This is a genomic window from Paenibacillus ottowii (genome assembly GCF_050516475.1).
GTDB lineage: Bacteria > Bacillota > Bacilli > Paenibacillales > Paenibacillaceae > Paenibacillus > Paenibacillus ottowii.
This window is the reverse complement of record NZ_CP191577.1, coordinates 2,758,225-2,779,962: the sequence shown is the minus strand read 5'-3', so window position 1 is coordinate 2,779,962 and position 21,738 is coordinate 2,758,225. Positions and strand designations below refer to the sequence as shown.

Annotated in this window: 14 protein-coding genes; 12 read left to right on the top strand and 2 right to left on the bottom strand. The window is 41.9% G+C overall.

Annotation, left to right across the window (positions count from 1 at the left end):
• Positions 1-378: 378 nt before the first annotated feature.
• Entirely contained in the window at positions 379-1,590 is a 1,212-nt protein-coding gene (locus ACQQ6X_RS12995; RefSeq protein WP_326401044.1) for a hypothetical protein, read from the top strand.
• A gap of 108 nt (positions 1,591-1,698) precedes the next feature.
• Here the strand turns inward: ACQQ6X_RS12995 and ACQQ6X_RS12990 are convergent, their stop codons facing one another.
• A complete protein-coding gene (locus ACQQ6X_RS12990) occupies positions 1,699-3,324 on the bottom strand; it encodes a nitrite/sulfite reductase (RefSeq protein WP_305165678.1) in 1,626 nt (541 codons plus the stop codon).
• A 353-nt stretch (positions 3,325-3,677) separates the two neighbouring features.
• Between ACQQ6X_RS12990 and ACQQ6X_RS12985 the strand changes: the two genes are divergently transcribed.
• From ACQQ6X_RS12985 to galU, 5 genes are all read left to right on the top strand, one after another.
• Positions 3,678-4,910 carry a S1C family serine protease gene (locus ACQQ6X_RS12985; protein WP_305165677.1) on the top strand — a complete coding sequence of 411 codons (1,233 nt, stop codon included), beginning with the start codon at positions 3,678-3,680 and terminating at the stop codon, positions 4,908-4,910.
• 49 nt (positions 4,911-4,959) lie between these two features.
• Positions 4,960-6,873 carry a stalk domain-containing protein gene (locus ACQQ6X_RS12980; RefSeq protein WP_305165676.1) on the top strand — a complete coding sequence of 638 codons (1,914 nt, stop codon included), beginning with the start codon at positions 4,960-4,962 and terminating at the stop codon, positions 6,871-6,873.
• A gap of 173 nt (positions 6,874-7,046) precedes the next feature.
• Positions 7,047-7,508, top strand: a complete 462-nt coding sequence (locus ACQQ6X_RS12975; RefSeq protein WP_305165675.1) for a GNAT family N-acetyltransferase — start codon at positions 7,047-7,049, stop codon at positions 7,506-7,508.
• 433 nt (positions 7,509-7,941) lie between these two features.
• Positions 7,942-10,452, top strand: coding sequence for a U32 family peptidase (locus ACQQ6X_RS12970; protein WP_305165674.1), 2,511 nt, complete (start codon positions 7,942-7,944; stop codon positions 10,450-10,452).
• Between the two features lie 194 nt (positions 10,453-10,646).
• Entirely contained in the window at positions 10,647-11,528 is an 882-nt protein-coding gene (galU, locus tag ACQQ6X_RS12965; protein ID WP_305165673.1) for a UTP--glucose-1-phosphate uridylyltransferase GalU, read from the top strand.
• 89 nt (positions 11,529-11,617) lie between these two features.
• On the opposite strand, the gene ACQQ6X_RS12960 is transcribed toward galU, so the two are convergent.
• Positions 11,618-14,074, bottom strand: a complete 2,457-nt coding sequence (locus tag ACQQ6X_RS12960) for an O-antigen ligase family protein (RefSeq protein ID WP_305165672.1) — start codon at positions 14,072-14,074, stop codon at positions 11,618-11,620.
• A 144-nt stretch (positions 14,075-14,218) separates the two neighbouring features.
• On the opposite strand from ACQQ6X_RS12960, the gene ACQQ6X_RS12955 reads away from it, so the two are divergent.
• The 6 genes from ACQQ6X_RS12955 to ACQQ6X_RS12930 all read left to right on the top strand — a co-directional run.
• Positions 14,219-15,157 carry an NAD-dependent epimerase/dehydratase family protein gene (locus ACQQ6X_RS12955; protein WP_305165671.1) on the top strand — a complete coding sequence of 313 codons (939 nt, stop codon included), beginning with the start codon at positions 14,219-14,221 and terminating at the stop codon, positions 15,155-15,157.
• Positions 15,141-15,935, top strand: a complete 795-nt coding sequence (locus ACQQ6X_RS12950; protein ID WP_305165670.1) for an ABC transporter permease — start codon at positions 15,141-15,143, stop codon at positions 15,933-15,935. Before ACQQ6X_RS12955 ends, ACQQ6X_RS12950 begins: the two co-directional genes overlap by 17 nt.
• 15 nt (positions 15,936-15,950) lie before the next feature.
• Positions 15,951-17,225 carry an ABC transporter ATP-binding protein gene (locus ACQQ6X_RS12945; RefSeq protein ID WP_305165669.1) on the top strand — a complete coding sequence of 425 codons (1,275 nt, stop codon included), beginning with the start codon at positions 15,951-15,953 and terminating at the stop codon, positions 17,223-17,225.
• Positions 17,226-17,237: 12 nt separating this feature from the next.
• On the top strand, positions 17,238-18,362 hold the full coding sequence (locus ACQQ6X_RS12940; protein WP_430493593.1) for a class I SAM-dependent methyltransferase: 1,125 nt from the start codon (positions 17,238-17,240) through the stop codon (positions 18,360-18,362).
• Between the two features lie 9 nt (positions 18,363-18,371).
• Positions 18,372-20,642 carry an HAD hydrolase-like protein gene (locus ACQQ6X_RS12935; protein ID WP_430493592.1) on the top strand — a complete coding sequence of 757 codons (2,271 nt, stop codon included), beginning with the start codon at positions 18,372-18,374 and terminating at the stop codon, positions 20,640-20,642.
• Between the two features lie 12 nt (positions 20,643-20,654).
• On the top strand, positions 20,655-21,738 hold a 1,084-nt coding region (locus tag ACQQ6X_RS12930; RefSeq protein WP_430493591.1), incomplete at its 3' end, for a glycosyltransferase.

Sequence of the window (21,738 nt, the reverse complement as noted above, 5' to 3'; positions counted from 1 at the left end):
TGCACAGACAGGAGGAAAAATACGATAAGCGTATTTGTGCCTTCCCGTTGGCAGGGTTTATTTTTTTTGTAAAAAAAGAAAACTTTTATTAAATTCCTGCGTTAAAGCATGTGACACATAGTTTACCAAGCGCTGGAATAATAAATCTATAGGTATATTCATCGCCAGAAAGTCTCTGAGTAATCCCTACATTTTAGAGTTTTGGATGTTTAGGCTCGGGCTTGAAGAGGTTAATATATAACTTATGATTATCTAGCATCATACAAAGTTCCGTGCCCACGTGACAACCATTACTAGTTGAAGCGAACCGTCTATAGTTAAATTGCATCTAAGGTTTATACCACATCTCTGAGGAAGTCATGAAGGGAGCTGGAACGTTTGAAGGTGAAGCAAAGTAAAGTTCTACGTACACGTGTATACTCATGGGCAGCAGGAGTCACTTTAGCGGCATGTTTGTTGGGGTATAATGCAGCACCATCCTATGCATCCGAGGTGTCCGAGGCGTATGCGCCCATACAAGCCGAGATCGAAACCAGTGCAGCAATTGGCAGTATTAAGGATTCAGAGAGCGCTCACAATTACATTCAGCCTACAGCAAAGGGCGGGTTCTTAATGCTGAACATCGAAGACGATACAGCAGCAAGTGTAGTACACGTCACCTATGGCAAGCTGGACAATTCTCTGGAGACTGTGTGGAAACACCAGCAAGACCTGAACGTACAGCCAGGAACAAGCAGCAGGGGAGTCCAGCGGGAGACGTCAGATGGTGGCTTGCTTTTTCTGCTTGATTATACCGAACCGAACGGAATGCGAGATGTACACGCTTCACGATTAGACGCGGATGGCAACCCCTTTTGGTCCAAAACATTACCAACTGATGGTTTGATATCCCGTGGACAGGATTCTCAGGTAGGTTTGGAGACCCTGGAGGATGGCAGTTTTCTAGTCTCCTATCTGAACCTTTCAGAGCAGTCCTTCACTGTACTCAAATACACTGAAACTGGCGATCTTTTATGGAATCGAACGACAACCGGAGTGACCTCGGGTTGGCTGGTTGGCAGTCACAATGGATATTATGCGCTTTTGAACAGTTCAGATGGCCCTGTGGGGGTACAAGCCGATGTGTATGGTCGCAATATCCGGGATGTCCATCTGGACTTAGGAGCAGGTAAAGAAATTGCCGCAGTATGCGAGTTGCCTGGCGGTCATATCGCTGTAACAGGGCTTAAAGGAAACAGCAAGCGTACCCAGGTGTTAAGTAATGGTCTGCAATTGTTTAGTAACACAGAGGACTATGCATCTGACAGGGTATATCTGCCCGAGGAGCAGTTGTATGTCCAGTTCATTGACCAATATGATCCACTGGGTAAAACGTCGAAGATGCATGGCATCACCATCACAGGCTTAAAAGGAAACGGTACGAAGGTATGGGAAACGAAGACTCATTATAAGGAAGATAACTCCTTCGCCATCCGATACGATACGGGATTGATATACAAGATACCTTCAGGCTACGCGGTGGTGACATCTACAACAGGCGTTCAGAAGCCAACAGTACTCGATTTTGCGAAAATATTGATACCGGAGTAATCCGGTATCTTTTTTTTATGCATTTAAGAAGCAGGTATGGCATGGTATATGCATAAGAAACTGCCTGCTTGTATATGAGATACAAGCAGGCTGTTAATGGGCCTTACCTTAGGATGCAACGTGGCTGGACTGTAAAATAGCAGACAGCTTTTCCTGGAAAGACGGAATGCCTACACGCTGGACATACGCATAAAAGCTTTCGCCAGCGATCCTGTTTTCTTTGTAGAACAGAATGAGCTCTGCCAACACCGGACCAACCTGGTCACCGCGTACGCGGCCTTTGAGTGCCTTGTTGAACTGCGCTCCCGCTCCAAGCGACCCGCCGACAGCGATATCGAACGCGTCAACCATGCCTTCTGGTGTCTTAAGGAGCGAGCCTTGCAGTCCAATGTCTGCAATATGCTTTTGACCGCAGGAATTCGGGCAGCCGATAAAATGGATGCGTATCTTTTCATCCAATTGCACGTGCTGATCCAAATACTCGGCAACGTCAACTGCGCGCTTTTTCGTTTCCACAATCGCCAGATTGCAAAACTCATTGCCTGTGCACGATACGGTACGGCTCATAAAATGTTTGGGCCGTGGTGTCAGGCGTTGCAGGACTGGAGCCTCCAGTAGCTCATCCACTTGGTCATCCGGCACACCGCTCAGCAAAATATTTTGCGACATCGTGGTACGAATCTGTCCATCGCCGTAGCGATCAGCCAGGTCGGCCAGTTCATTCAACTCGTCAGCACTGAGACGACCGACAGGCACATTCAGACCGATATAGTTCAGACCTTCTTGGGCTTGAGGATGCACACCATCAAAATAGGCGGCTTGCCAGCCGATGGTTTTATCTTCCCCTCGTCCCGGCATTTCGCCGGTGTATTCGGTGAGTTTGGCCAGAAATTTGTCTGGCCCCCAATCGGCCACGAGAAATTTCAGACGGGCATGGTGCCGTTTTTCCCGATAGCCGTAATCACGGAAGATGGTGGTGACAGCAATAGCAACCTTCAGTACTTCCTCAGGACGGACAAATAAGTCCAGCGGATGTGCCAAATGCGGCTTGGCGGATAATCCACCGCCAACCATCACATGGAAGCCAACGACTTCTTTTCCGTCAAGGATCTTGGTCGCCGGTATGAAGGACAAGTCGTTAATTTCAGCTTGCGCATTGTTGTACGTATTACTGGAGATGGACATTTTGTATTTGCGCGGAAGATTGGAAAAATCGCGATTCAACAAGAAAAAGCGGTTTACTTCATCTACAATCTCCTGAGTATCTATCAGTTCATTAGGATCAATGCCAGCCAGCGGATTGCCGACAATGGTACGTGGGCAGTCTCCACAGGCTTCAAAGGAATACAAATCGACTTTTTCCAGTCGTTCGAAAATATCTGGCAAGTTTTCAACGGTCAGCCAGTGAAATTGAATCGCCTGACGGGTGGTGACATCCACCAGGCCGCGCCCGTACAGCGCGGAGATGTCCGCTAAGGCACGTGCCTGTGCTGAAGTCATAATCCCTGTGTTGATGCGGACACGCATCATGAAATGGCCATCCTTAGGCTTTTGCTGGTAAACCCCGGCCCATTTGAATCGGTCCATATCGTCCGCAGTGATCGAGTCATAGCCTTTGTGCGCATAGCTTTCAATGATGGTGCGTATAACGTCGAGACCGTCCTTTTCCAGCTTAACTAGCTCAAACTTGTTGAGCTTATCGGGATGAGCGTTCCAGATTGGTTCATAGGCCATCCTTTTTTAGCCTCCTTCAGGTGCTTATTTATACTTGAGATTTGGATGTAGGACTCACAATTTTATTTCCGACAATATAACTAAGATATAATGTGATGGTATCATAGTTAGTTACGCCCGTAAACGAAGGAATGGCCCAAAAGGTATAACGATTTTTTATTGTTTTTGCTTATTTTTTTGATATAAGGATTTGGAAAATTTATAATATAAATAGTATGAGAGGATAGGGATGCAGCAAACGGTCCTTTTTTAGAAAAAGATAGGGCTTAAAGCGATTGTATGCGTGTCCCCTCTATGGTAGATTTGGACTAACTGATAGAACAGGGTCATGTTGGAGAGGAAATGGTGAGTATATGCGTAAAATGGGGAAAAGGGCGGCTGTACTAGCTTTGAGCAGCGCTCTATGTGTTTCTGGAACAGCGGGTGCAGCCAGCAGTGGAACTGCCTTAAAGGCCAAGGTCATTAATGGCGGGGTCTATGTTAACGTAAGCGATATGAATAAAGCATTAGGAACCAGCGGCGCGTATAACAGCGCAAATGGTACATATACGTTATCGGCCGATCGTGTGCCGCAGGTTGTTAAAAATGTATCTCCTTCTGTAGTTGGCATCATAGGCCGTTCAGTGACAGGAGAGACCGTGGCAGGGGGAGACCGATACAACCTGGCGCACGGCACGGGTGTTATCATTCGGGCAGATGGATGGATTGTTACGAATGCGCATGTAATCGAAGGATTAGGTGATGCCGTAGTTGTAACCTCGGACGGAAAATCTTACGGAATCCTCGACAGCTACAGCGATCCGATCAGCGACTTGGCGTTGATTAAAATTAAGGCAAGCGGCCTTAAGCCCGCTACCTTTGCAGCTTCTATGAACAGTTTACAGGTAGGCGAGCAGGTAGTGGCTATCGGTACGCCGATCTCTTTCTCACTTCGTAACTCAGCAACCTCAGGTGTTGTTAGCGGGCTGAATCGTGGTGTCAACGCTGCTTATCGTTTGATCCAAAGTGATACTGCGATCAATCCTGGTAACAGTGGTGGTCCGTTGGTCAACCTCAAGGGTGAGGTCATCGGAATTAATACAATGAAATTCTCGGCGGTCGGGATTGAAAATATGGGCTTTTCCATTCCGGCAGATACAGTGAAATATGTTATCAATCAATTTTTCAAATATGGTGAGGTTCGGCGTGCTAGTCTTGGCCTAGGGCTTGAAGAGAGCTGGTCAGCTATCGTTGGGCTGCCTACAGAGGACCCTTTGAAAGTCACGAAAGTTACTTCAGCAAATGCCGTACAGGCCAAAATCAAGGAAGGCGATGAACTGTATAGTATTAACGGCAAGCGTGTAGCCTCCGCCATTGATGTCAATGAGCTGCTTAAAAACTATCAACCAGGCCAAACGATAAGTGTACTTATGCAATCGGACGGTGATATTGTAAAGCGCAAGCTGGTGCTGACACAGGATAGTGGTGAAATTTATGATTCCATGCAGTCTGGGGAAGATCTTGAAGATTCGAATGAACCTGGGGCAGCTGTAGATGACAGTATAGCACCTTCGAAGGAAGCTTCAGAGCCAGCTACTGGAAAGTGAACGATAACGGCTCATGAATCTATAAAATAAAGCTAAAGGGAGATTTACCGTGAAGGATATTCAAAGAAAAATGATGCGTAAGCTGGGGATCGGCGCTGTCGCATTGTCCCTTCTTCTTACCGCTTTGCCAGCAGTTGCAGCAGATCAAGATAAAAATCTATTGGAATTGCGTCTGCAAAGCGGCAGCAATACAGCCATTGTAAACGGCCAAAATGCGAATATTACAAAGCCCTATTCCAAAAGTGGTGCACTGATGGTGCCGGCTGGTGTATTTAAAAAGGCATTTAACAGCAAAATCCGCCTGGCTGAAGATAATGTGGTCAAGATCACCAGCGGGACTAACGTCGTATCGCTGACGATCGGTAGTCGTACGGCCTGGGTGAGGGGCCACAAGGTAACACTTCCGGCTCCACCGGAAATGTCATCCGGGATTCTCATGGTGCCATTGCGTCAAGTAGCAGAAGGACTGGGCGGTAAGATGGAGAAGAATGGCGCAGGGATCATTGTTCGGATGAAAGCGCAGGAAGAGGCGGGCGCGGTAGCTGAAGATACACCGAATATCGATAATGATGAAGGCAAGACGCAGATCGGAAACAGTTACTACGACTGGTCTATGAACTATCCAACAGGACTTGTCATCGGTCAGGGAGGTGGAGACGAGAGCATTTCCACTTTTATGGATGAGAACAGCGCATACTATATGGAAGTGCATACAGCGTCACAGCCGGTTCCATTGAATGCGGATGATCTATTGCAACAATTAGTACAGGCAGCCAAGGAAACGGGAGAAACTGTGGTGGACCGAAAATCCTTCCCGAAAGCGAAAGTTCCTTATGCTCGTGTCATTACGAAGGATGGGGACGGCGTACTATGGGAAAATCGTCAGTACTATGACAATGGACGACTGTATGTAATATATTTTTCCGATGCTAAAGCAACGAACTATAAAGATCTGGCCCAGTATGCCGGGCTGCTGAACTCCTTTAAAACCTCTTTTAACGCACAGGATAAAAGTATTAAAGACTTGTCTACTGTTGTAGGGGGCACACGAGAGGCTGGAAACCCAGACTATGGTGTGTCGTTCAAAATACCTGCCGGCTGGAAAATGGACGACCAGCGAATGCAATATGAAAGCAATGACGGATCGAGCTTCCACATGAAAGTCACCTCAGCTCCCGCGGATGGAAAATTAGAGAACTGGGGTCAGCAGCTGCAAAAATGGTTGAGCGATTCATTTGTGTCCACTGCTTATGAGGCACAAAAGACGTATCCGCTGGAGGTTGCAGGCGTTCAGGGATTAGTGCAGGAGTACCGCTATAATTTTGGGGATGAATGGGTCAAGCAGTACAATGTGCTGATTCAGCAAAATGGATACCGCTACCTGGCTGAATATGCAGTGCCTGAAAAAGTAAGTAAGGGAAATGACCAGTTTAACGCGCTCATCTCCTCGCTTAAAATTGATTTCCAAACGGTAGCGAATAACTTTGGACAATTGGAAGAGGATGACTACCTGGCGGACAAAACGAAAACGATCAAAAAGACGTCTAAAGCATATGAATATACAGTAAATATCCCACGGTATTGGACCGCGGTTAGCGATCAATTTGAATTGGGAGATATAGAGTATCAATTTACCGGAGGACGTTTCTCTATCAAAATCGACAACGACCAATCCTTTGAATTAACGGTGTCTCAGCTTAAGGACTTCTACGATAAGCAAGCCAAGAACTATAAAAACCTCAAAGTGGAGGAAGTTAAGGACGTAACGTTTGCTGGAGTTCCAGCAGTGTCCTTTACATTCCACCGTGTGGAGGAAGGTATCGGTTATACAGGTCGTCAAATCGTTCTGGAGCATAACGGTAAAACCTACACCGTGACAACAACATTAAACGATGCGAACAACACAGCGGCACAGTCTAATGCACTAGATTCGACGCTGAATTCGTTTCATTTTGTGAAGTAGAGGGTGTGGGTAAAAGATTAGTGAGTTATGTGGGAAGACGCTACGCGTGCCATTTGATCCTACGATCGCTGGCGCTTCTTCGGATTCAAATGGCCCGCTTCGCTGGCGCCCGCCAAATATCCCAATCTTTTAAAGAGTGAAGTAAGCAGGGGAGAGCGAAGATGTCGGACTAAATGTATAGGAGGAATCTAAAAATAATTACATTAAAGGCAGTCAATAAAAGGAATTGGGAAGAATGTGTTGAGCTTGAACCGAGTCCTGAACAACAAAGATTTATGGTATCTAACCTTTACTCAATTGCCGAATGTCAGTTTTTAGATGGGTTTGTATCTAAAGCGATTTATAATGATGACGTACTGATTGGTTTTACGATGTTTGGTAAAGATCCGGATGACGGGAATTACTGGGTTTACCGATTTATGATTGACGAAAGATTTCAAGGCCAAGGTCATGGTTATAATGCGATGTTGCTGGTGATCGACGAAATAAGGAAGGCCAGTGATCGGACTGATATGATCATGATTGGATATAAACCAGACAATGAATTAGCTAGAAAGCTATATAGAAAATCAGGCTTCAGGGAAGAAGGAATATCACCCTGGGGAGAAATGCTTGCGAAGTATAGATTTTCCTAGTTATGGTATGATGACACACCTCCAATGCACCGCTGACCGGGATTGGGGGTGTTTTTGTATTTTTAGTATTATATTTTTAAAGGAATCGCTTGGAAAGTGTAGAAGCTTGGGGCGCAGTCTGGTACACTAGATTAGTTACAAGATAAGAATAATTTCTGCCGCAGATGTTTGTGATGCGGATTTTTTGAGTTGGATGCGATTCAAGCAAGGAACCGATGGTTCAGCGTGTGATTGATCGGACAAGATGATAGAGACAGATAGGTTTTAAAAATAAGATTCTTAGTAGGATTCCATTCCCCTGACTGAACATAACCAGCTTTGGAATGAGTGGATGGAACATTCATGAGATGACCAATTAAGCAGCATAGCTGCCCTGAAAACAACGATGACCCAATGAGGGATCATTCTTTTTCAGCATATAGGGAGGGCAATAATGAAATCAGCAGTACGAAGAGAAGATGTCGAGCTTCTGGCACCAGCAGGTGACTGGGATTGTATGCGTGCGGCGGTAGCGAACGGAGCCGATGCGATCTTTTTTGGGGTGGAAAAGTTCAACGCACGAGCACGGGCGAATAATTTTCGCATGGATGAGCTACCCGAAATAATGGCCTTTTTGCATAGCTACGGAGTTAAGGGTTTTTTGACATTCAATATACTGGTATTTGAAAACGAGCTGGAGGACGCTAAAGAACTGGTCGATGCCTGCATAGATGCCGGAGTCGATGCTCTAATTGTTCAGGATATGGGCTTGGTAAAAATGATCCGCGACATTTCCCCGGATTTCCCGATCCATGGCTCTACCCAAATGACGATCACCTCGCCGGAGGCTGTAGAATTCACGAAGCCGTACAACATGGAGCGGGTTGTGCTGGGTCGTGAAAATAATCTGAAACAGATTCAAAAAATTGGGGATCAAGCGAGACTTCCGATGGAAGTATTCGTGCATGGAGCGTTATGCGTATCTTATTCAGGCCAATGCCTGACTTCAGAAATGTGGGGTGGACGCTCTGCAAACCGTGGCGAGTGTGCACAGGCATGCCGTTTGCCTTACGATCTGATGGTGGATGGAGAGCAAAAGCCGATGGCCGATGTGACATACCTGCTATCCCCCAAGGATCTGGCAGCCATTGATTTGATGCCGGAACTAATCGATGCAGGTGTGGTTTCCTTTAAAATCGAAGGACGATTAAAAACACCTGAATATGTAGCCAATGTGGTCAGCAAATATCGCAAGGCCATCGACAAGTATTTTGACGGCGATACGTCCAAGACGAGCAAAGAAGATATCCGCGAGCTGCAGCAGAGCTTTTCACGCGGCTTTACGCATGGCTTTCTGGAAGGAACGAATAACAAAAAGCTGGTGGACGGTACGTTTCCGAAAAGTCGGGGCGTGTATCTCGGCCGAGTGGAACAAATCCTTCGTGATGGCGTAGTGTGCCGGATCGACGCTCCGCTCAAGCGTGGCGATGGTATTGTATTCGATGCAGGAGATCCTACGCAAAAAGAAGAAGGCGGGCGTGTATACGATATCCGCCGCAAGGGCGTGAAGATTGAAGGCGAAGCCGGAGAAGGCTGGATCGTTGACATCGTAGCAGGACGCAACGATGTGGATCTGCGCCGCGTGCACGTGGGCGACCGTATTTGGAAGACCAACGACCCGGCGCTGGACAAGCGTCTGCGCCAGTCGTACGAAACTGAAAAGCCGTACCGTGTCTTCCCGGTACATGTGCGGGTCAGCGGCTCCCCAGGACAGCCGCTGTCAACGTGGTGGACCGACGTGCAGAAGGGCACAACGGTCCGTGTGGACTCCGAGCTGGAACTTGAAATCGCCCAGAAGCGTCCGATGACGTACGAACTGCTCGAAGAGCAATTCGGCCGACTGGGCGGAACGGTGTTCCAGCTGGAAGAGCTGGACGTCCATCTGCATGGGGACGTCATCGTACCTATGCGCGAGCTGAACAGTATCCGCCGTCAGGCGGTGGAACTGCTCGCGGGCGAGCGCCCCAAACCGCCCGTATACACGAAGCGGGCGGTAGAGGTGTATGGCGATGCATCAGCTCCAGCATCGTCTGTGGCACACGGTCAGGCAGAGCTGACCGCGCTGTGCCGCAGCCTCCCTCAGGTGGAGGCTGCGCTTGAGGCCGGCGTGCAGTTCATCTACGCCGACTTCGAGTTCATCAAGCAATTCCCGGCGGCTGTAGAGGCCGTGCACGGCGCTGGGCGCCGAATTGCGCTGGTGACTCCGCGTATTCACATGCCAGGCGAAAACGGATATCACAACAATATCCTGCGCCTGCAACCGGACGCTGTACTGGTACGCAATCCGGGAGCATTGTATTTTTACATGCGTCATCGCTTGGAGAACCCGGATGCACATCACCCGCAATTGATTGGCGACTTCTCGCTGAATATCGCCAACCATAAAGCGGCTGACTTGTTCTTGGACTCCGGCTGTGACCTGGTGACACCGTCTTATGATTTGAACATCCAGCAGATGGTCGATATGCTGAGACGTACACGTACCGACAAGCTGGAGATCGTCATCCAGCAGCATTTGCCGATGTTCCATACCGAACACTGCGTGTATTGTACCTTTATGAGTGAAGGCACAGACTACACCAACTGTGGTCGTCCGTGCGAGGATCATCGCGCATCTCTGCGTGATCGTATTGGGATGTCTCACCCAGTTCGCGTAGACGAAGGATGCCGTAATACGGTGTACAACGCGATTGAACAATCGGGTGCAGAATACCTGTCTAACTTCCTCGAATTAGGCGTGTCCCGTTACCGCGTGGAATTCTTGGAGGAGACACCGGAGCAAGTTCATGAGGTTATTGATCTCTATAACCGTGCCTTGCGCGGAGAAATTAGCGGAACACAAGTATGGAAGACGCTGAAAGCGACGAATCAGTTAGGGGTTACACGTGGGCAACTGGTGAAATAAACAACTGTATATTTGTTCAGGAGCCAAATAGATTTTAGAAGCATAATATAATCATATAGTAAGTAGAGATTGAAGACATGTTCTCTTTAAGGGAAGATGTCTTCTTCTTTAACCTATTAAATTTATCCATCTACCTGTTATAATCATAGACAGTATTTCCAACCGTTATATTTGAAGACAAAGGAGTTTAACCTATGAGAATCCGTAAAGCCATTATCCCTGCTGCGGGATTAGGGACCCGTTTTCTTCCTGCTACGAAAGCGATGCCAAAAGAAATGCTTCCAATCATAGACAAACCAACGATTCAATTTATTCTCGAAGAGGCTGTAGCATCAGGTATTGAGGATATCATTATCGTTACTGGTAAAGGAAAAAGGGCGATTGAGGACCACTTTGATTACTCATTCGAGCTGGAGTATAATCTGACCTCAAAGGAAAAATGGAACCTGCTCAATGAAGTGCGCAAACCATCAGAGATGGCAGATATCCACTATATTCGTCAAAAGGAGCCCAAAGGGCTCGGGCATGCCATCTGGTGTGCACGTAAGTTTATCGGTGACGAACCCTTTGCTGTCCTTTTGGGGGATGACATCGTAGAGTCTGAGAATCCATGTCTCAAACAGATGATTGACGTGTTTGATGAGTATCAGCGTTCTGTTGTAGGTGTAAAACAAGTCGATTGGAACGAGGTGCATCGTTACGGGATTGTTGAAGGCCATGCACTTACTTCCAAAATCTCTGAGGCGGAACGATTGGTAGAAAAGCCAAAGAAAGAAGAGGCTAAATCCAATTTAGCGATCATGGGACGTTATATCTTGACACCCGATATTTTCGATATCCTGGGTCAGCAATCCGCAGGAGTAGGCGGGGAGATTCAGTTAACAGATGCATTGTCCAAGCTGGGAGAAAAGAGCCCTATTCTAGCCTACGAATTTGATGGCAATCGCCATGACGTTGGCGAGAAGCTGGGATTCATCGAAACGACCATTCATTATGCTCTACAGCATAACGAGATTAAGGATGAAGTATTGGCTTATATGAGACAGGTTATTCAAGAGATTGACCAACAAAAATAAACATCTCACTAAACCAAACTATCCTTCCTCAATGTAAAAAAAGAGACTGTTAGGTGATGTGAAATCATCTGACAGTCTTTTTCTTCTTACTATTTCTCTGATTTCAACTGTTCAATCTGCTCCTTCTCCTTCGGATCAGCCTGAATCAGTTTCTTATATAAAGCTTCGTCATTTTGGCCCTGTTTTTGAAGGGCGGCCACGTAATAGCGAGCAACCTCACGATTTGTAGCATCGCTCAGGTCGTTCTTCAGGCCGTTTTTGAGGATACTTGCAGCCTCAGCAGGCTTGCCTAACATGAATTCAATTTTTCCAGTACTGAGTGCAATACCTGGAGTTACTTCAAAAGTACGTGGCAACTCAATTTCAGGTGGAATCGTCTTAAGATGGGCTACCCTATCCAAAACCTGCTGATAAGCAGTAAGACCTGCTTGGAAATACTTCTGTTCTTTGGCGGTGTCTTTTTGCTCACGTGCCTTATTACCAATAGTATAAGCTTGGGTAATCAACATATTGTACCAGTCATTGTCCCAGTTAAAGTTGGAAATATTATTATCCAAAATACTGAAAGCCTGTTCATTCTCACCTTTTGCTTGTAAAAGGTTAACTTTTGAGTTTAGCATGATTTTATTATACGGTTCTGCCTTCAGGCCCGTATTTAGTACCTCTATTGCAGCGTTATAAAATTCCTCTTTTTTCGTTTGATCATACACATTCTTGTATAGTGCAGCCAATCTTATTACCGAATCCGGATGTGTAGGGCGAAGCTCCAAATCTTTATTAATAGCACTTTGAATTTCCTCAAATGATGTGCTTACCGCCATAATCTGTTTGGCATTAGTGGCAGCATTGGCCGATTGCACGAAGCGGAGTCCTGCAAAAAGCACAACGATGCTTAGAATGCCAATGACTACACTATACAGGATGCGGAATCCTGTAGCGCTCATAGACAGACGTTTAAGCGGCTTGCTGTCCATAGCAGCGGCCATGCCGCCTAGACTCACAAATACCAGTATACCCATGAACACGTAACTCATATTAAAGTCCAGCAAGCTGTGAAGTAAGATTGAGAGTGCCAGAATAAGATACAGAAAGTGAAAATCCCGCTCTTCATCATTTTGCCTAATATAGCTGCGAATATATTTGTAGAAAATATATATGATGAATGACATTAAAATTACAAAACCGAAGATGCCTACTTCAACCAGGTACTGCATGAAAAAGTTATGGGCCTGGCGGCTGCTATAAGGATAATCCTGGTACTTTTCGTACAAAGTAGCCCATCCGCCACCACCGCTTCCGATAATAGGGTGATCTTTAATTGATTTGGCAGCATCCTCATAGAATACAAGTCGTTCCAGCACACTATGCTGGCGGAAATTGATGTTTTCTAACCGAACTTGGACATTCTCCGGCAGTACGCTGCGCAAGCCAGTTCCCATTAAAAGAAAAGCTAACAAGCCAATCACTACAACTGACCCGACGGGTAGCCACAGGTTGGATAACTTCCGTGAGCTCCACCCTTTGAGAGCATTTTCCAGCTTTGGTGCCAGATAGCGTTCAACAAGCCACAGTACAACAGCTACAGCCAGGGATACTCCAATAAGTAATCCCCATCCTTTAGCCGCCTCTCCACCGTTGTAGGTCTTATTGAGTTGTAATCCCATATTTGTAATCGGCGCCAAGATAGATATTGATACTGCACCAGCAATGGCGCAATGTAAAATCCATATAATTTGGCGTGCAGGGTTAAGGAAAAGCAAGAGCAGCACGAACACGACAGGCAGCATAACCAGACCGCCCCGTGACAAAGTTAGAAACAGCGAGACCAGAATAGGCACCAACATGAAGGCATGAATAGCCTTGCCATACCATAGTTTTGATTTCATCAGACAGAAAACGGCAGCGAACAGGAAAGCCATTAGAAAGGCGGCATATGTATTCGCATATTGAAACACTGATGTCAGCCGGAGACCATTTGTATCTGTCATAACTGCGTTGGTATAGCGATACTGATACACATATTGGCTAAACCAGCCTACTATCTTGCCGGCAAGCACCCACTGCCCGAACCAGTTAATGAAGCCAAAGCCTACGATGATATAGGCAATAGTCATAATCAGGTTGTGAATAATCTTATTGCCTAAACGATCCTGAAGTAGATAGATTGAGATGATAAACAGGGCAGCATATACGCATTGTACCACCACCATATTCATGGCCAGGTAATGCGAAGCTGCTGACGTCAGTGAAAGCACATAGGTCAGAGGAAGCAGTAATACTAGTACAGCTAGCCAATCCCTTTGCTCTTCTAGCTTGAATTTTTTATAATAGGTTACGATTCCTAAAATTAATAGAATCGTGCTGATGATCAAAGCCCAATACAGAGGCTTCTCAAAGTCGAGCATTTGACCATTAAAAAGTGCAGCCTGGAAGGGGGCCCAAGCTAAGAACAAAATCATGCCAACAATTAACACCCAAAATATAACCGGCCTTTTATCGCCACGGGTCGACGTTTTGGCCTGTTTCCCGTATACTGGATTCGACAAGGTTTACAATCTCCTTTTCTTATAGATACGTCAACATTTTAGCATAGAGAAAATGAGTTAACCAGTTGTTCAAAGTACTTTTGTAATTATATTCAAAAAGATAAACTTATTTGCAGTATATAATCGAAAAAAAGGAGAAGTTTTATGAAAGTTATAGTAACTGGAGGAGCAGGATTTATTGGCTCTAACATCGTGGATTTACTTATAAAACACAATCATAAGGTTGCAATTATTGATAACCTTTCTACAGGTAAGCGAGAAAATATAAATCCTTTTGCTGAATTCTTCGAAGCTGATATTCGTGATACTAATAGTTTGGACTATATTTTTTCAAATGTAGAGCCAGAAATTGTAATTCATCACGCTGCTCAAATAAGTGTGCAAGAATCATTTAGAGATCCGTACTTAGATGCACAAATAAATATAAACGGGACAATCAATATTTTAAATCAATGTGTTTCTCACAATGTTAGGAAAATTATATACGCCTCTTCTGCTGCAGTATACGGAGTGCCTCAATATGTAAGTATTAACGAACAACATCCTGTTTCCCCCATTTCTTTTTATGGGATTTCTAAGTATGCACCTGAAGAGTATATAAAACTGTATTCTGTTTCTTATGGCTTAAAGCACACAATTTTACGGTATGCAAATGTATATGGGATAAGACAGGATCCTAAAGGTGAAGGTGGAGTCATTTCAATTTTCTTGAATCAGTTGCTACAGAAGCACGTACCTGTGATATATGGAAGTGGAGAGCAAACTAGGGATTTTGTCTACGTTAAGGATATCGCCTTGGCAAACCTAGCTGCTTTAACTACGGCCCACAATGAAGTTGTAAATATAAGTACTGATAGAGAAGTAACAATAAATGAACTTTATAATCTAATAGCTTCTTTATTACAGTCCAGTATCCGACCTGAGTATCGTAATGAAAGAACGGGCGATATTCTGAGAAGTGCTTTGACTAACCAAAAAGCGGCTGAACTTTTGAATTGGACCCCGAGATACACTTTGGAAGAAGGTCTAGCATTAACCTTGGATTACTATCAGAAGGAGTTATCAAATGGCGGCAAGAACTAGCATTATTAAACCTCAACTAAAACTTATATTTGAGCTAGCTAAAAATGATTTTAAAACTAGATATGCAGGATCCTATCTTGGAATGTTTTGGGCTTTTATTCAACCTTTCATGACTATAGCAGTGTACTGGTTCGTCTTTGAAGTTGGATTTCGTTCTGGTAGTAGACCCGATGGGACCCCGTATATTTTATGGCTCACTTGTGGAATGATTCCGTGGTTCTTTTTTTCAGAAGCTCTACTTACTTCTTCAAATAGTTTTCCAGAGTATAGTTATTTAGTGAAGAAGGTCTCGTTCCGTATTGGCTTTCTTCCGATTGTTAAGATAATATCTTCGTTTTTTATTCATTTATTCTTTTTGTTGTTTCTTAGTGGTATACTTTTTTATTTTGGTTATAACCCAGATGTTGTTTATATACAGGTATTTTATTATTTGTTTTGTTTGTTTTATTTATTAATTGGAATAACGCTTATTACGTCTTCTCTAGTTGTTTTTATGAAAGACGCATTGCAAGTTTTGGGGATTTTCGTTCAGATTGGATTTTGGTTGATTCCGATTGTCTGGTCACCTGAAATTATCTCAGATAAGCTCATTAAATGGTTTAAGCTTAATCCGGTATACTACATTGTTGAGGGTTATCGCGATACCTTTATACATCATGTTTGGTTTTGGCACCGATATAATCAAACTGCATATTTCTGGATTCTTTCTACATTTATCATGCTTTTAGGCATATATTTATTTAAAAAGTTAAAGCCTCATTTTGCGGATGTGCTATAAGTTGTGGAGGTTATTATGGAAGAAATAGCTATTGAATTAAAAAAAATATATAAAAAGTATAAGTTGTATTCAAAACCGACTGACAGGCTTAAGGAAGCTGTGAATATTTTTGGAGGGTCCTATCATACTGATTTTTTTGCTTTGAAAGATGTATCTCTGAACGTTAAGAAGGGGGAGACATTAGGTATTATAGGAAAGAATGGTTCTGGTAAATCCACACTTTTAAAAATAATTACTGGGGTTTTGACACAAACTGATGGTGATAGACTGGTTAATGGTCAGATTTCAGCACTTTTAGAGCTTGGAACTGGATTTAACCCTGAATATACTGGGATAGAGAACATTTATCTAAATGGAACAATGCGTGGCTTTTCGAAAGAAGAAATGAATAGTAAATTGGAACAGATTATTGAGTTTGCTGATATTGGGGAGTTTATCCACCAACCGGTTAAGACATACTCAAGTGGTATGTTTGCCCGATTAGCATTTTCAGTAATGATCAGTTTTAAGCCAGAGATTCTCATAGTTGACGAAGCATTATCAGTAGGAGATGTTTTTTTTCAGCAGAAATGCAATCGATATATGAAAGAGGAAATGTCAGATATCACAAAATTGCTCGTGACACATGATCTCAGTTCTATTGCTAATATGGCAGATAGAGTTATTGTTCTTTCAAATGGGGAGATTGTATTTGAGGGGGATCCCTTGAAAGGGATTGAATACTATACTAAATCCGTACATTCTGAGGTGTTTAAAGCTAACTCGGAGACAAATTCCCTCGCTTTGGAATTGAATAAAGAAACAAGTATTCCTTTAAACTGGATACCTGTTAATGAAGAGTCATTAGGTGGAGCACAAGAAGTCATAATCAAAGCTTTGGACTTCAGTGTGAATAGCGAAAAGTATAAAGGATATATTTCAGCGAATGATCTAGTTGAGATTGATATGTTGATAGAAGCTCATAAAACAACAGATGAATTGATCGTTGGTTATCTTGTGAATGATAAGTATGGAAATGCTATTTTTGGAGAAAATACAACCGGTTCAAATATATTTTCAGGTTCTGTAACAAAAGGTAAGTCTTATCTTGTCAAGTTACAGTTTAGATGGCCTGAGATTCAAGAAAACGAGTATTTCGTGACTCTTGGTTTGGGTGAGGGGTTTCATGAGATGCAACATACTATACAATGCTGGGCCCATAATGTCATTCAACTCAAAAATATTGTATTCACTTCAATCCATGCGATCTTTAATAATAAAATTGAGCATGTTGCAATTGAAGAATTATAAGGAGAGATCGATTTGAATAAATGGGATATTAGCACGCCAACATTCGAATCCGACCAGATCAACGAGAAGTTGAAAGTGGCCCCATGGGAAGGTCATCGTTGGTTTGCATACGATTATATTAACTTTATTGAACCAAATACAATTGTAGAGCTGGGAACCCATTATGGATGTTCATTTTTTTCATTCTGTCAGGCTGTTAAGGATTTCAACTTAAACACAAAGCTTATTGCTATAGATACTTGGGCTGGAGATGAGCAGGCTGGGTATTATGACGAAGAAGTATACCGTACTGTGAAAAGTACAGTAGCGGCTCATTTTAGTCATTTAAATATTGACTTGAAAAGGATGACGTTTGATAATGCATTATCTGAAGTGAATGAGGGCACAGCTGATTTAATCCACATAGATGGTCTACACACCTATGAAGCGGTGAAGCATGATTTTGAGACATGGCTACCTAAGTTGTCTAAAGACGGTGTTATCTTCTTTCATGATGTTTTTAGTCCTCTTGAGTATGGTTCAAATGTTTTCTGGAGTGAGGTAAAGCAAAAATATTCTTACTTGGAGTTTAAACACAGTTGGGGGTTGGGGATTCTATTTCCTAAGGGAGATAAAGTATATAATTTATTACTTGATCAAAATATTGAGGACAAGATAAATCTGTATACTTATAAGGCTCTATATTCATTTGAGCGAATAAAAACAAATGATCTCTCTTTGATGGTTGAAGAACGTGATAAAATAATAAACGACAACTCACGGATGATTGCTGAAAGGGATGAGGCAATAAAAAGCAATGGGATGATGATATCAGAACGTGATAAAACGATTAGAAGTAATGAAATTATGATATCCGAACGTGATGAAGTCATAAAGAAGAATGAGAGTTTGATTTATGAACGGGATGTTGCCCTGGAAGCGACTGAAAGTTTGGTGAAGGAACGGGATCAATTAATACGCAATATGGAAAAGATGATTGAGGAAAGAGATCAGTTATGTAATCAGTACCAAAATGAAATTCAAAACTTAAGGGCGAATATTGTGGACTTGTATAAGAGAATTGAGCTCTTAGAAACTAAAGTTAACTATTACGAAAGTAAGAAAATAATTTTTAATTTCAGAAACAAAGCGGATTAAGGAGCCTACATGGAAAATTTAATTCATACGGTACTGGAAAAAAACAAAAAAATAGCTTTCTTTGATGTGTTTGATACAATAATTCTCCGTCATGTAGAACCGGAATATGTGAAGAAAATATGGGCTAAACGAGTTAGCATTTATTTTGGCGATTCAATTGATTATGAAGAATTATATAGATTGAGAAATAATATGGAAGCCGAAATGTGTAAAGATAATGCAAATTCAGGTTTTGACATGGAATTTAACTACTCCAATTTGCTATCCTCGATGTATGTAGTTCTGATTAATAAAGGACTTTTGAACAATGATATCGATAAGGATACATTTATTTCTATATGTGAAAAAATTGAAATTGAAACAGAAATGGCAGTTCAATACATTGATCCAAAATGGCTCGAAGTAGTAGTTCAGTTACTTAAGCACAATATTAAAATTTATTGTGTTTCGGATTTTTATCTCTCGCAAAAGTTAATAGCTGAGTTATTTGCTAAACATGGAATTCTTCAGTACATTAATGAGATTTATGTATCCAGTGAGTATTTGCTGACTAAGAAAAGCGGTAAACTATTCACAAAAATAGTTGATGATAATAACTTCAATCCCTCAGACATCATTATGGTAGGCGATAATGAACACTCAGATTACAAAGTGCCTCTTTCTCAGGGTATTGATGCTTATTATATAGATAGGAAACAACAGCATGCTTTCTATAGTGAATTTCGTAAGCGGGTTGAGAGCGAGACTCATTATGCTAATGAGTTAACCGCGATGGCAAGGGATATGTCACATGTGGGGAGATTTCTAGAAATATCCTGTTCTTTGTTTTTTTATATCGTTATGCTTCACAAGTCTCTGATGAAAAATGGCGTGAAAAATGTATTCTTTTTGTCAAGAGAAGGAGAATTTCTGTTAAAGTTATTTGACCTATATCAGGAAAAAGAGGGATACAAAGATACTTTTTATGTTAAGCCTCATTACTTGAAAGTATCTAGAAAATCTACATTTTTACCGAGCTTACTGCCTCTTGACAGTGAAAAGTTTGAGATTTTGTTTAGACAATATATCCATATTTCGTTATACGATTTTTTGTCAAGTTTAAGTTTTGAGGAAAAAGTAATAGAAGAAATTTCTCATAAACTTAATATAGATGCCAAGTTAAAAATTGAAAATTTCCCTAGTAGCAAGATTTTTACGGATTTAAGAAATGATTCGACGTTTATTGAAAAATATGAAGAATCAAGGCTTCAGCAACGAGATAATTTTTACAGTTATATAGAAAATTTCACTGTGAATATAAAAAAACAGGGCTTTCATTTAGTTGATGTGGGTTGGAAGGGCACTATACAAGATAATATATATAGAATATACAACGAAAATGTATCAGTACATGGATACTATTTAGGGTTAATTGCCTCAGGAGATATTCGTGAAAATAATAAAAAGCAGGGACTCCTATTCTCTTCTATTCCTTATAGAACTCCTTATTTTAATGTATACAATGAAAATAGAGCATTATACGAAATAGTGTTGGGTGCTTCTCATGGAAGTGCTAATAAATATATTCGTGATGATTATAATCATAGGATTGAAGTCGAAACCGTCCAAACAGATATGGAAAAGAAATTATTCGATGAAGTAATAAGCCCATTACAGAGCCAAATATATGATTTTTTTGAGAGATTGTGTAATCTTTTCTGCAATAGAAGTGTAAAACTTGAATATTACACTGAACAAATTGCTAAAATTCATTCTAGAATGGTCTTATTTCCAACAAAAGCGGAGATAAATTTCTTTAATGGTCTGTATCATTATGAGAATTTTGGGGTATTCGAGTATTCTACTTTTAGTACAAAAAATAAGTTTGACTTAATCAAAAAGTTTAAAAATACTTTTATATTGACACGAAACCCGAGAGCTATTCTTGAAAAGGGCTTTTGGGGACCAATAACACTTAGTAGTCATGGACTTGGCTATTTAGTGCCTATTTATGGACGTTACAAATATAATAAAAGTTTTAAAGGTGGGAATAATCATCATCAAATTGGAATGGTCGTTTCCGCAAACGATAGGCAGCTTGTGGAAGAGCTTAAGAGGTCATTAGATGAAAAGGATAGGACCATTTTAGACCTGACGCAAATGATAGATGATCGAGATGAAGCAATGAAAAAAATGACACAAATGATAGATGATCGAGATGATGCTATTAAAAGTATGACACAAATGATTGATGAAAGAGATGAGGTTATAGAAAAGTTATCAAAATCAAAACATGATTAGGGGAAGAAGAAAATGAAATGGGCTTTCTTATTAGGATCTCCTGATATTAGTGGAGGTTCGTATGTAATTTTTGAACATGCAATAAGAGCAACAAAAAAAGGTGTACTTGTAACAATTATTACTGAAGAAGAAGTTAATATGGAGAGATTACATTGGCATCCTGAAGCTAGGTCTTTAATTTGGAAAACATACAAAGAAGTCGAAAATGATAAATTTGATGTATGTATTGCAACTTGGTGGAGAACTGTTTACGAACTATATCGAGTGACCGCAGAAACATATGCTTATTTTGTTCAGTCTATTGAATCAAGATTTTATGATGAGAATGAGAGATCACTACGGCACTTGGTAGACTCTACCTATCAGCTTCCCTTGCACATAATTACCGAAGCAAAATGGATACAAAAGCATTTAAATGAACACTTTAATAAAGACGCAAAATTAGTGCCCAATGGTATTAGAAAAGATATTTATTCGATTGAAGGTGTTAGACATCAGGCAAGAGAACAGGGGAAACTTAGGGTTTTAGTAGAAGGGCCAATAGACGTGCCTTTCAAGAATGTTCCAAAAACGATAGAAATCTGCAAACAATCTGACGCTGATGAAGTTTGGTTATTAACTTCAAGTCCAATAAGTTCTTATCCTGGAGTAGACAAAGTATTCTCCCAAGTTCCTATTTTTGAAACAGCTCAAATTTATAGATCTTGTGATGTTATTATCAAACTCAGTTATGTGGAAGGAATGTTTGGTCCTCCTCTCGAGATGTTCCATTGTGGTGGTACCTCGATAACATATAATGTTACAGGCCATGATGAATATATTGTTTCAGATCAGAATGCGTTGGTCGCTGTAAAAGATGATGACAAAGCTGTTTTGAATTTTATAAATAGCTTAAAGCATTCTCCTACTTTATTAAGAGATTTGAAGGATAAAGCTATAGATACTGCTAGCAATTGGCCAGGTTGGGACGAATCATCTGAACAATTCTATAAAGCTGTAAAATCGATTTGTGAGGATAATAGTCTTTTTGTTCACAACTCGAAAGATATCATAGAAAAGAAAAGTAAATTTTATTTTCAATGGTATGTGATAGCAG

Excerpts from the sequence above, each read along its gene's own strand:
- ACQQ6X_RS12970 (WP_305165674.1), top strand. The coding sequence starts at position 7,942 with ATGAAATCAGCAGTACGAAGAGAAGATGTCGAGCTTCTGGCACCAGCA.
- ACQQ6X_RS12945 (WP_305165669.1), top strand. The coding sequence starts at position 15,951 with ATGGAAGAAATAGCTATTGAATTAAAAAAAATATATAAAAAGTATAAG.
- ACQQ6X_RS12990 (WP_305165678.1), bottom strand. The coding sequence starts at position 3,324 with ATGGCCTATGAACCAATCTGGAACGCTCATCCCGATAAGCTCAACAAG.
- ACQQ6X_RS12985 (WP_305165677.1), top strand. The coding sequence starts at position 3,678 with ATGCGTAAAATGGGGAAAAGGGCGGCTGTACTAGCTTTGAGCAGCGCT.
- ACQQ6X_RS12975 (WP_305165675.1), top strand. The coding sequence starts at position 7,047 with ATGTATAGGAGGAATCTAAAAATAATTACATTAAAGGCAGTCAATAAA.
- ACQQ6X_RS12955 (WP_305165671.1), top strand. The coding sequence starts at position 14,219 with ATGAAAGTTATAGTAACTGGAGGAGCAGGATTTATTGGCTCTAACATC.
- galU (WP_305165673.1), top strand. The coding sequence starts at position 10,647 with ATGAGAATCCGTAAAGCCATTATCCCTGCTGCGGGATTAGGGACCCGT.
- ACQQ6X_RS12935 (WP_430493592.1), top strand. The coding sequence starts at position 18,372 with ATGGAAAATTTAATTCATACGGTACTGGAAAAAAACAAAAAAATAGCT.
- ACQQ6X_RS12950 (WP_305165670.1), top strand. The coding sequence starts at position 15,141 with ATGGCGGCAAGAACTAGCATTATTAAACCTCAACTAAAACTTATATTT.